General features: G+C 57.1%; 9 protein-coding genes. 7 read left to right on the top strand and 2 right to left on the bottom strand.

From position 1 onward, the window contains the following. Positions 1-7: 7 nt before the first annotated feature. Both K5Y30_RS03875 and K5Y30_RS03870 read right to left on the bottom strand, forming a co-directional pair. Entirely contained in the window at positions 8-514 is a 507-nt protein-coding gene (locus K5Y30_RS03875; RefSeq protein WP_370634170.1) for a spore coat U domain-containing protein, read from the bottom strand. 26 nt (positions 515-540) lie between these two features. Continuing rightward, a complete protein-coding gene (locus tag K5Y30_RS03870) occupies positions 541-1,110 on the bottom strand; it encodes a spore coat protein U domain-containing protein (protein WP_008103338.1) in 570 nt (189 codons plus the stop codon). 548 nt (positions 1,111-1,658) lie between these two features. On the opposite strand from K5Y30_RS03870, the gene K5Y30_RS03865 reads away from it, so the two are divergent. The 7 genes from K5Y30_RS03865 to cheY all read left to right on the top strand — a co-directional run bounded on the left by K5Y30_RS03865 (position 1,659) and on the right by cheY (position 12,279). Further along, a complete protein-coding gene (locus tag K5Y30_RS03865) occupies positions 1,659-3,761 on the top strand; it encodes a bifunctional diguanylate cyclase/phosphodiesterase (RefSeq protein WP_222210535.1) in 2,103 nt (700 codons plus the stop codon). Positions 3,762-3,917: 156 nt separating this feature from the next. Further along, positions 3,918-6,008, top strand: a complete 2,091-nt coding sequence (locus tag K5Y30_RS03860; protein WP_222181868.1) for a bifunctional diguanylate cyclase/phosphodiesterase — start codon at positions 3,918-3,920, stop codon at positions 6,006-6,008. Positions 6,009-6,261: 253 nt separating this feature from the next. Continuing rightward, positions 6,262-7,923 (top strand): methyl-accepting chemotaxis protein, encoded by a 1,662-nt coding sequence (locus K5Y30_RS03855; RefSeq protein WP_217546852.1) that lies wholly within the window; start codon positions 6,262-6,264, stop codon positions 7,921-7,923. Positions 7,924-8,148: 225 nt separating this feature from the next. Then, positions 8,149-9,825 (top strand): methyl-accepting chemotaxis protein, encoded by a 1,677-nt coding sequence (locus K5Y30_RS03850; protein ID WP_137385648.1) that lies wholly within the window; start codon positions 8,149-8,151, stop codon positions 9,823-9,825. 103 nt (positions 9,826-9,928) lie between these two features. After that, complete coding sequence (gene cheR, locus K5Y30_RS03845; RefSeq protein WP_008102867.1) at positions 9,929-10,804, top strand: protein-glutamate O-methyltransferase CheR; 876 nt, start codon at positions 9,929-9,931, stop codon at positions 10,802-10,804. Beyond that, complete coding sequence (locus K5Y30_RS03840; RefSeq protein WP_008102868.1) at positions 10,801-11,850, top strand: chemotaxis response regulator protein-glutamate methylesterase; 1,050 nt, start codon at positions 10,801-10,803, stop codon at positions 11,848-11,850. Before cheR ends, K5Y30_RS03840 begins: the two co-directional genes overlap by 4 nt. A gap of 39 nt (positions 11,851-11,889) precedes the next feature. Then, positions 11,890-12,279 carry a chemotaxis response regulator CheY gene (gene cheY / locus K5Y30_RS03835; protein WP_008102871.1) on the top strand — a complete coding sequence of 130 codons (390 nt, stop codon included), beginning with the start codon at positions 11,890-11,892 and terminating at the stop codon, positions 12,277-12,279. Position 12,280 lies beyond the last annotated feature (1 nt).

Raw genomic sequence — 12,280 nt, 5'->3', positions numbered from 1 at the left:
GACGCCGTCACCAACTCAGCGTGACGGTTAAGGTGTCGGTATACGTCCCGGCGCGCGTGGGGCCAGGCAGCGTTAATAAGCCGTAAATCGGCAAAGTGATGTTGTTGGCATTGCTGTAGCTCAGCGCCATCGGGCTGTTCACCGGAATGGCCGTGGTGTGTGCCGCATTGGTATACAGGCTGTACGCCACGGTATTGGTGTTGGTGGTGTGTTTGAGATTGCGCGTGGAGGTGTAATTACTGCCGCCGTTGATGCTCATACTTACGGCGGTGCCCGGCGTGCAGGCGAGCGTGATGGTGGTGCTTTGCACATAGCTGGCGCTGACGCTGCTCGCGGCCACGCCAGATTGGGTACCAAAATTAAGCGTGCCAAATACCCCGGTATTGGTACCGGAGACAACACAGCCTGCCACTACTGATGCTGAAACCTGAAACGTTGCGGTCGGCAAGCCCCAGGCGGAGACGCTCCCTATCAGCAGGGCAAGGCCGCCTGCACTGTGCACCAACCGCTGCACCACGGCCTCCCTGATTATCCTTTCCCTCAGTAATTCACCGCCACGTTGATGGTGTCAGTGTATGTTCCTGCCGGAATCAACGGGTTAAAGCCGCCGCCGACCACGCGACCATATATGGCGTAGTTGGTCCCGAGCGTTGGATCCGTGGTGCCACTGGCGGCAATATTCGTGTTGTTGGCGATAGCAGTCGTAAACGCGGCGTCGCTATACAGCGTATAGGCGATGCCCTGCGTATTGTTGGATCCGAGGATCAGGTAGCGCGGCTGGCCGCTGACCGTACCGTAAATGGTCGCTGGAGCGGCATTACTGCTGGTGACCTGCACGTTGAAGGTTTGGCCGGTGGTGCAGCGGACAAAAATACCGTTACCCGACGCGCCGACCAGCGTGGCGTTGAGGGTATCAAAGGTGGCTGCGCTGCTACCAAAGTTCAGGGTACCGAAGTTCACCCCCGTCGTAGCAGATTGACCGTTCACCAGACACCCCGTGGTCAGCGTCAACGTAGCATTGATGGTTCCCGTTGTGGTGGCGGCAAAAACAGCAGTGGGTGCAAGCGCGGCGCTTAGGCTAGTAGCCACAAGAAAAAGCTTGAGTTTCATAATCATTCCTTACTGATTATCCAAGGTCAGTGCTTTTTCACCTGGTCATACATTTATGGAAATACATCCGAAATCAAACAAGAGCCGCATTCGGCCCGATAGCGTAAGCGCCTGCCATCTAAGAAAATTCCTAGATGGTGGATTAATGATTTATATCAGTTTTCTTTACTATAGATCAGCAAATCGGCACTTGTACGCCGAGGGTTCAATTTTTCCCTAATCAATTCACACTTTTCGCCGATAACTCAGTATTCACAAGGGGTAGCGGGTAGTTAAAAAAACTAAACAGCCGATGATTTCTCCCTCTACCGCGCGCTTCGGTTCAATGTTATGTTCGTGCATTAATCAGATATTATTAATTTTTCTCTTAAAGACTGACGATGAAAATAAAAAAAATCCGCACGATGACTCCAGATTTGTCTGGAACGACTTTTTGTTGAACTTCGCCGCAGGCGGTCATTAATCGCCCATGAACGGCGCTTTATCATCCTTGTATTAATTTGACGACACCGCACCTGCTGCGCAGCGGGTGGAGTTTAGGAGCGCACATGCTGCTGGTTACCTGGGATAGCGTTCTGGTTACCGTTTCACTGATCGTGGCCTTCATTGCCGCCTTTACCGCGCTGGATACTGCCGGGCGCGTGGCCGTTTCACGCGGCTGTCTGGCAAAACTGTGGTTAATCGGCGGAGGTACCGCGATGGGCATCGGCGTGTGGGCGATGCACTTTATTGGCATGCTGGCGATGATGATGCCGATGACCATGCGCTACGACGTCGAGCTCACCGCCATCTCATTGCTGGTGGCGATTGTCACCGCCATCTTCGCTTTCGCGCAGGGCGTACAAGGCAGCCATCTCACCCGACGCCGCTTAGTGCGCGGCACGCTGATTATGGGCAGCGGCATTATTGTCATGCACTACCTCGGCATGAACGCGCTGATGATCGCCACCCCGATTAACTGGAATCTGCTGCTGGTGGCGCTCTCGGTGCTGATTGCCTACGCAGCATCGGGCGCGGCGTTGTGGCTGGCGTTTCATCTGCGCCAGGGCGAAAGCCTGCTGTTACTGCGCGCCTGCGCGGCGCTGGTGATGGGCATTGCGATTGCCGGCATGCATTACACCGGCATGGCGGCAGCAGAATTCGTTATGCCGGTGAACATGCAACATCACGGTGCCAGCGAAGAGGGAATGGCGGTGTGGGTCACGATTATCACGCTGAGTATTCTGGGGCTGATGTTGCTGATCTCGATGCTGGATGCGCAACTGCGCGCCGCGCGTCTTGCCGCCAAGCTCAAGCGCGCCAACAGCGAGCTGCGCCAGCTGGCGCTGCACGACAACCTCACCGCGCTGCCGAATCGCGTGATGCTGGAGCAGCAACTCACCACGGAGATTAAGCAGGCGACGCTGCAGGATGAGAACTTCGCGCTGATGTTTATGGATCTCGATGGTTTCAAAGCCATTAACGACACATGGGGCCATCACGTCGGCGACCGCTTATTGATTGCCGTCGCCGATCGCTTGCGGGATGAACTCGGTGAAGAGATTCTGCTGGCGCGTCTGGGCGGTGATGAATTTGTACTGCTGTGCCCGCAATTTCATCTCCATCAGGCCACCAAATTGGCGCAGCAGCTGGTGCAGGTCATTGATGCGCCTTTCGATCTCGATCGCTATTCGCTCCGCGTCTCCTTAAGCGTCGGCATTGTCATCTTCCCGCTGCACGGCCGTAGCCAGCAGGAGCTGATGTTCAACGCCGACTCCGCCATGTATCACACCAAACACAGCGGTCGTAACGGCTGGTGCCTGTTTGAACCGGCGATGAGCGCGGTGGCGCAGCATCAGCTGGAGCTGGCCAACGATCTGTGGAACGCGCTGGAGTATCAGGAGATGCGCCTATTCTATCAGCCAAAATTCCGTGCGGGCGGCACCGTATTGATGGGCTTTGAGGCGCTGCTGCGCTGGCAACATCCGCGTCGCGGGCTGCTAATGCCAGATGCGTTCCTGGCGCGCGCCGAGAAAACCGGGCAAATTGTCGCGCTGGGCAACTGGGTGATTAATGAAGCCTGTCGCCAGCTCAAGCAGTGGCACGATGAAGGCAATGGCGACTGGACAGTGTCGGTCAATCTCTCCGCTCTGCAGTTCCAGCAGCGCGATTTGATTGAGAGCGTACGTCAGGCGTTGCAGCGCCATCAGATTCCTGACGGAGCGTTGATGCTGGAAATTACCGAGAACATCGCCATGCGCGATCCGCAGTTCAGCCAGCAGCGCATTGCCGAACTGCATCGTCTCGGGGTGAAAGTGGCGATCGATAACTTCGGCATCGGCTACGCCAACTTGCTGCATTTGAAACATCTCGAAGCCAGCGAGCTGAAAATCGACCGCGCCTTTATCAACAGCTTGCGCGCTGGCAGTGAAGACGCCACGGTGGTCACTGCGATGTTGACGCTGGCACAAACGCTTAACCTGCGCATGGTGGCGGAAGGGGTCGAAACCGAGGAGCAGCAGCGTTTACTCACCGGTTTAGGCTTCGACACGCTGCAAGGTTATCTACTCGGCAAGCCCACGCCAGCCGATCGCATCGGTGAGTTTACCGCTGCGCTTACGGTGCCGCTGGCGTTTAGCGGTAACGTGGTGCCACTGGCGGGTGCGCAATAAACAATTTTTAGTTTCTTCCGCATCGGAAGGTTTCATCGTTCAAAAACTCAGATCGGCAGGCACTCTGCCGATAATTCCTACAATAAAACCAATAGATCTCACTTTTAACAATAACACCACAGCTGACTTACACCGGCTTTAACTTGGGAAATCACTATGTTAGTGACTTCGTACGACTCGTTTACCGTCATCGTCTCGATTCTGGTGGCGATGCTGGCTTCATTTACTGCGCTGGATATGGCAGGACGCGTGGCTTCCTCAACTGGCAAGGTAGCGCTGGTTTGGTTATTCGGCGGTGGATTCGCTATGGGCGTGGGCATCTGGGCGATGCACTTCATTGGTATGTTGTCGATGAGCCTCGATATGGTAATGAGCTACGATCCCACGCTCACCGTCACCTCCATGGTGGTGGCAGTTTTAGCTTCGGTTTTTGCGCTGTGGCTGGTGTGTGCCACGCCAACCTTGCCGTGGCTGCGACTGTGTGGCGGTGCCTTGGTGCTAGGGTCCGGCGTGGTAGCCATGCATTACACTGGCATGGCGGCGCTGATGTTTACGCCCGGCATCACCTGGAATTGGGGTTGGGTGGCGGCATCGGTGGCGATTGCGCTGGTGGCCTCAGGCGCCGCGCTCTGGCTGGCGTTTAACCTGCGCGAAGGCCACGGCCGCGTTACCGTCTTACGTTTAGGCGCATCGGTGGTAATGGGCTGTGCGATTGCCGGTATGCACTACACCGGTATGGCGGCGGCCGACTTCCCGATGCACAGCCATGCGACGCACATGGGCGTGAACAGCAACTGGTTGGCGGTGGTGGTGACGGTGGTGACGCTGGCGATCCTCGGCATTACTTTGCTGGTCTCGATGTTGGATGCACGTTTGCAGGCGCGCACGTCGATCCTCGCCCACTCGCTGGCGGAAGCCAACCGCGAACTGGCCCAGCTGGCGCTGCACGATAACCTGACGCGCTTACCTAACCGCATTTTGTTAGAAGATCGCCTCGAACAAGCGATCAATAAAGCCAACCGCGAGAAGTCGCAGTTTGCGCTGATGTTTATGGATCTCGACGGCTTTAAAGCGGTGAACGATGCTTTTGGTCACCACGTTGGCGACAACCTGCTGATTGGCGTGACCGAGCGTATGACCGACCAGATGAAAGGGCACTACACGCTGGCGCGCATGGGCGGCGATGAATTTGTGCTGCTGCTGGAAATTGATGATCCCAACGATGCCGCAGCGGTCGCCGATACGCTGGTGAAAGCGGTGGATCGTCCGTTCGACATCTCGCGCTATGAGCTGGTGGTGTCGCTGAGTATCGGTATTGCGGTCTATCCCGGCGATGGCAAAGATGAGCGCGAGCTGATGTTCAACGCCGATGCCGCCATGTATCACACCAAAAACAACGGCCGCAACGGTTACACCTTCTTCCAGCCGTCGATGAACACGCTGGCGCAGTCGCAATTACAGCTGAATAACGATCTGTGGCAAGCGCTGGATAATGAAGAGTTACGCCTGTTCTATCAGCCAAAATACTGCGCGCCGAGCGGCCCGATCCTCGGCTTTGAAGCGCTGCTGCGCTGGCAGCATCCTTCACGCGGTCTGCTGGCACCGGACGCCTTCCTGCCGATGGCGGAAAAGACCGGCATGATCATTAACATCGGTAACTGGGTGATCAACGAAGCCTGTCGCCAGCTGCGTTCGTGGCATCTGCAGGGCCATCCGCACTGGTCGGTGGCGGTCAACCTGTCGGCGCTTCAGTTTGAGCAGAGTAACCTGGTAGAAACCGTTACCGAGGCGCTGGCGCAGCACCAGATTCCGGCTGAGCTATTGACGCTGGAAGTGACCGAAACCACGGCGATGCGCGATCCGGAAGAGAGCGTGCGTATTCTTACCGAACTCACCAACATGGGCGTGAAGGCGTCGATTGATGATTTTGGTACCGGCTATTCCAGCTTGTTGTATCTCAAGCGTTTACCGGCCAGCGAGCTGAAAATCGATCGCGCCTTTGTTAATGAACTGCAAGCGCATTCGGAAGATGCCACCATCGTCTCCGCCATTGTCGCGCTGGCGCAGTCGCTGCATCTGAAAGTGGTCGCTGAAGGAGTAGAAACTCAGGATCAGCAGGCGTTCCTCACCGGTTTGGGCTGCGATACCTTGCAGGGCTATTTGTTGGGCAAACCGGTCCCGCCGGAGCGCATTGACGAACTGCCTAATTTTTATGCAGAAGAGCAGGAGCTGGAGCGCATGTCTTAATCTCTTCATTCCTTCTCCCGCTAACGGGATAAGGCTATAGAGAGGTAACAACCTGCTCCCGCCCCCGCATTTAATGCGCCTTTAACGCTCTTCAGGTAAAGGCGCATTTTTTTACTGTTAATTTCTTTAGTTATAAAACACTGCAATCATGCGCAAACGCAGAGTTTTAATTCGTAAAGTAGCTTAAGCACCCTGAAAAATTCAGATTGCCGGTCGATAACTGGGGGAGCCGAAACGCATCCCTGGAGATCCCATGTTAAAACGAATCAATGTAGTGACCAGTTTAATCGCCGTATTACTGGTGTTTGGCGCTTTACAATTACTGTCGGGTGGCCTGTTCTGGTCCGCCTTACAAAAAGATAAAGAGGCGTTTGCGGTAGCGCAGATCTCTTCTAACAACGTTGGCGCGATGTCAGACGCCTGGATTGAACTGAACCAAACCCGCACCGTACTCAACCGCGCCATGTTGCGTATGCAGGGCACCATGGCCGCGCAGTCGAATGGCGGTCAGCTGAGTGCCTTAATCGCCCAGACCGAAAAACAGCTCAATGTGGCTGCCGGCCACTATCAACGCTACTACGACTTGCCGGCCACGCCGGGCTTGCCAGACGCGTTGCGCGATAAGCTGGAAGCGAACTACGCCGCTTTCAACGACGGGTTGAAAGCGATGCTGGATCGCCTGAAAGCCAACGATCTGCAAGGCATGTTTGCGCAGAACATTGAAGCTAAACAGGTAGCGATGAAAGCCACTTACGAAGAGTGGCGGACGGAGCAAAGCATATTGGCGGCAGAAGGCGTGGCGCAGAATCAGCGCGCCTTCCACACCATGATGTGGCTGCTGGCGTCGGTGGCGCTGGTGGTGATTGCGGTGATCGTGGGCTGCTGGTTCGGCCTGCGTAGCGTGCTGATTCAGCCGCTGCATCAGCTGCTGGCGCATATTCGCCATATTGCCGCGGGCGATCTCACACAAAATATCGTGGTGGAAGGGCGCAATGAAATGAGCCAGCTGGCGGGAAGCCTGCATGAGATGCAGCAGTCGCTGGTCAGCACCGTGGGCAATGTACGTGACGGTTCCGATGCGATTTTCACCGGCGCCAGCGAAATCGCCGCCGGGAATAACGATCTGTCGGCGCGCACTGAAGAGCAGGCCGCCTCGCTGGAGCAGACGGCGGCCAGCATGGAGCAGCTCACCGCGACGGTGAAACAGAATGCCGAGAATGCGCGTCAGGCGTCGCAGCTGGCGCTGAGCGCGTCGGATACCGCGCGCAAAGGCGGCGAGGTGGTCGATGGCGTGGTGCGTACCATGCAGGATATCGCCGGCAGCTCGAAGAAGATCGCCGACATTATCAGCGTGATCGATGGCATCGCCTTCCAGACCAATATCCTGGCGCTGAACGCGGCGGTAGAAGCGGCGCGTGCCGGTGAACAGGGCCGTGGATTTGCTGTGGTGGCCGGTGAAGTGCGTAACCTGGCGCAGCGCAGTGCGCAGGCGGCGAAAGAGATTAAAGGCTTGATCGAAGACTCGGTGAACCGCGTCAACAACGGCTCGCAGCTGGTCGGTACTGCCGGAGAAACCATGAATGATATCGTCGGCGCCGTCACGCGCGTCACCGATATTATGGGCGAAATCGCCTCGGCATCGGATGAGCAGAGCCGTGGTATCGATCAGGTGGGACAAGCGGTGACCGAGATGGACCGCGTCACCCAGCAGAACGCCTCGCTGGTGGAAGAGTCCGCCGCCGCCGCCGCATCACTGGAAGAGCAGGCGAGCCGCCTGAGCCAGTCGGTATCGGTGTTCCGCATTCCGCGCGCCGCACAGGCGCAACCGAAGGCGAGCACGGTGCGCCAGATCGCCAGCGCACCGCGCAAAGCGGCTGCCGCGCCGGTGAGTGAGGGTAACTGGGAGACGTTTTAAGTTCTGAGTTGCTTCCCCTCACCCCGGCCCTCTCCCGTAAACGGGAGAGGGAGACGCTGCCATATGTTAGCTCGATCAATTCCCTCTCCCGCCTGCGGGAGAGGGTTAGGGTGAGGGACAGCGAGCACCCATCAACCCCCCGCTGGTCCAACCCCTGCGAACACACATAAAGATCCCCTCAGAAAAGCCGATAACAGAGGCGATCCGCCAACCAATGAGGTGTTTATGTTTAGTCGTATTCGTGTTGTATCCGGCCTGCTGTGCGTGCTGGCGCTGTTTGCCTTACTGCAGCTGTTCTCCGGTGGAGTGTTCTACTCCACGGTCAAAGCCGATAAAGAAAATTTTGCCTATAACCAGCGTCTTAGCACGCTGCAGCGGGCAATGGGCACCTCATGGGTATCGCTGGTTCAGGCGCGTAACACGCTGAACCGTGCGGGGATCCGTTACCTGCTGGACAGTCAGCAGGCTGGCTCAGGCGCAACCGTGAAAGATCTGGTGGCGCTGGCGAGTGAGGAGTTGAAGCACGCTGATGAGGGTTTTGCCGAATTTAACGCCAACCTGTCTGAAAAGGGCAAAAAGGCCGAGAACGTGCTGACGCTACAGGCCAACTACAACGCCTATCGCGGAGCATTGGGTGAGTTGATCGATTTCCTCAGTAGTGGAAATTTCAAAGGATTTGTCGATCAGCCGACGCAGGGATTCCAGGACAAGTTTGCTAAGGATTACAACGAATGGTTGAGCTACAACATTGTGCTCGCCAATCAGGGCATTGCAGCCAATGAGGCGGCGTATAACCAATCCATCATGCTGGTGGTCGGCACGCTGCTGGTGACCTTGCTGGTGATTGCGCTGGTGTGGAGCGGCATGCGTACGGTGCTGATCCGTCCGCTAAAGCACAGCATCGAGCACATTCGTCACATCGCGCGTGGCGATTTGACGCAGCAGGTGGAGATCACGGTGCGCAACGAGATGGGCGAGCTGCTCACCTCGGTGCAAGAGATGCAGCAAGAGCTGGCGCGGACGGTGCGTACCGTGCGTGACGGTTCCGATGCGATCTACACCGGTGCGAGTGAAATCGCCATGGGCAACAACGATCTCTCCTCGCGTACCGAGCAGCAAGCGGCTTCGCTGGAAGAGACCGCTGCCAGCATGGAGCAGTTAACCGCCACCGTGAAGCAGAACGCCGAAAACGCCCGTCAGGCGTCGCAGCTGGCGCTCACCGCCTCGGAAACCGCGCAGCAGGGCGGCAAAGTGGTGGATGGCGTGGTCACTACCATGAAAGAGATCACCGGCAGTTCGAAGAAAATCGCTGACATCATCAGCGTGATCGATGGCATTGCCTTCCAGACCAATATCCTCGCACTGAACGCCGCGGTAGAAGCGGCGCGCGCCGGTGAGCAGGGACGTGGATTTGCGGTGGTAGCGGGCGAGGTGCGCAGTCTGGCACAGCGCAGCGCGCAAGCGGCGAAAGAGATTAAAGGATTGATCGAAGATTCGGTCAGCCGCGTCAACACCGGTTCCGTGCTGGTGGAGAGCGCCGGGGAAACCATGACCAACATCGTGAATGCGGTCACGCGCGTCACCGACATCATGGGCGAAATCGCCTCGGCGTCGGACGAGCAGAGCCGTGGTATCGATCAGGTCGGTCTGGCGGTGAACGAGATGGATCGCGTAACGCAGCAGAACGCCGCGCTGGTCGAAGAGTCGGCGACTGCGGCGGCCGCGCTGGAAGATCAGGCGAGCCGACTGAAACAGTCGGTTGCGGTGTTCAATATCGGTAAAGAATTTGTCGTTCAGGCCGTTAACGTATCTACAGCGGCAAAAAATTTGCGTTCCGGCACGCCAAAAGCACTGGCACCGGCAGGCGCACGTAGCACTGACGATAACTGGGAAACCTTTTAATCCTTGTGGCCGCCGCAAGGCGGCCCATGAGAATGGCGCGACTGGCAGCACAGTAGCAACCGCAGTATCACAATTTAAACAGTTTGTTGCCGGGTGACCTGAAATGAAGAAATCGACGTTATTGGATCAAAGTGAAGCGACCACGCTGCTCTCGCAAATGGTGCAGCGGTTACCGCTCTCAGATACGCATTTTCGTCGCATTAGCCAGCTGATCTATCAGCGCGCGGGCATTGTGCTGGCCGACCACAAACGCGAGATGGTTTACAACCGTTTAGTGCGTCGTCTGCGCATGCTGAATATTGATGACTTTGGCCGCTATCTGGCGCTGCTGGAGCAAGACCAAAACAGTGCGGAATGGCAGGCGTTTATTAACGCGCTGACCACCAACCTGACCTCTTTCTTCCGCGAGGCGCATCACTTCCCGATCCTCGCGGATCATGCGCGTAAGCGCACGGGTAATTACAGCGTGTGGAGCACCGCCGCCTCAACCGGCGAAGAGCCGTACTCCATCGCCATGACGCTGGCGGAAACGCTGGGCACCGGTCCGGGTAAATTCCAGGTCCACGCCAGCGATATCGATACGCAGGTGCTAGAGAAAGCCGTGGCCGGCGTGTATCGCCAGGAAGAGCTACGTACCTTGTCGCAGTCACAGCTGCAGCGCTTTTTCCTGCGCGGCACCGGTCCGCACGAAGGCATGGTGCGCGTGCGTTCCGACCTCGCCAACATGGTGAACTACACGCAACTGAATTTACTGGCTAACGACTGGGCGTTGCCGGGTCCGTTCGACGCGATTTTCTGTCGCAACGTGATGATCTATTTCGATAAAGAGACGCAGGAACAGATTCTGCGCCGTTTCGTGCCCCTGCTGAAACCCGGCGGTCTGCTGTTTGCCGGGCATTCAGAGAACTTTAGTCAGATCAGCAAAGAGTTCTGGCTACGTGGACAGACAGTCTATGGACTGAGCAAGGAAAGACGATGAGCAAAATCACCGTTATGTGCGTGGATGACTCTGCGCTAATGCGACAGTTGATGACCGAAATCATCAATAGCCATCCCGATATGGAGATGGTCGCGAGTGCGCCGGATCCGTTGGTGGCGCGGGATTTAATCAAACAGTACAACCCGCAGGTATTGACGCTGGATGTGGAGATGCCGCGCATGGATGGCCTCGATTTCCTCGAGAAGCTAATGCGCCTGCGTCCGATGCCGGTGGTGATGGTCTCCTCGCTGACCGGTAAAGGTTCAGAAGTGACGCTGCGCGCGCTGGAGTTGGGTGCGGTGGATTTTGTCACCAAGCCGCAGCTCGGTATTCGCGAAGGCATGCTGGCCTATAGCCAGATGATTGCCGACAAGATCCGCGCCGCCGCGCGCGCCAAGCTGCATGTGCGTGCCTCCACGCCGATGCCGGTCACGCTGAAAGCGGGTCCGCTGCTGAGCAGTGAAAAGCTGATCGCCATCGGCTCTTCCACCGGCGGCACCGAGGCGATTCGCCATGTGCTGCAGCCGCTGCCGGCGACCAGCCCGGCGCTGCTGATTACCCAGCATATGCCGCCAGGCTTTACGCGTTCGTTTGCCGAGCGCCTGAACAAGCTGTGCCAGATCACCGTGAAAGAAGCGGAAGACGGCGAGCGTATTTTGCCAGGTCACGCCTATATCGCGCCGGGCGCCATGCATATGGAGCTGGGCCGTAGCGGGGCTAACTATGTGGTGAAACTGAATGACGGTCCGCCAGTGAACCGACACAAGCCATCGGTGGATGTGCTGTTCCGTTCGGTGGCGGTGCACGCAGGACGAAATGCGGTGGGTGTGATCCTGACCGGGATGGGTAACGACGGCGCGGCCGGGATGCTGGAAATGCATCGCGCGGGCGCCTGGACCATCGCGCAGGATGAAGCCAGCTGTGTGGTATTTGGTATGCCGCGCGAAGCGATTGCGATGGGCGGCACCAGTGAAGTGGTCGATTTAGGCCACATCAGTCAGCACATGCTGGCGAAAATTAGCGCCGGACAGGCATTGCGAATTTAACGAGCCCGTCCTGCTGGACGAGACAACACGGGAGTAGATATGGCTGATAAAAATATGCGCTTTTTGGTGGTGGATGACTTCAATACGATGCGTCGTATTGTCCGTAACCTGCTGAAAGAGCTTGGATTCAATAACGTTGAAGAAGCAGAAGATGGCGTCGATGCGCTGACCAAACTGCGTGCCGGTGGCTTTGATTTCGTGGTTTCCGACTGGAACATGCCGAACATGGACGGTCTGGAGCTGCTGCAAACCATCCGTGCTGACGCCACGCTGAACAAACTGCCGGTGCTGATGGTGACCGCGGAAGCGAAGAAAGAGAATATCATCGCGGCCGCGCAGGCGGGCGCCAGCGGCTACGTGGTGAAGCCGTTCACGGCGGCCACGCTGGAAGAGAAGTTAGGCAAAATATTCGAAAAACTGGGTATGTAAG

The sequence above is a fragment of the Pantoea sp. DY-5 genome, from assembly GCF_019795955.1.
GTDB classification, from domain to species: Bacteria; Pseudomonadota; Gammaproteobacteria; order Enterobacterales; family Enterobacteriaceae; genus Pantoea; species Pantoea leporis.
The sequence above is the reverse complement of the archived record's forward strand: the minus strand, read 5'-3'. Positions and strand labels throughout refer to the sequence as shown.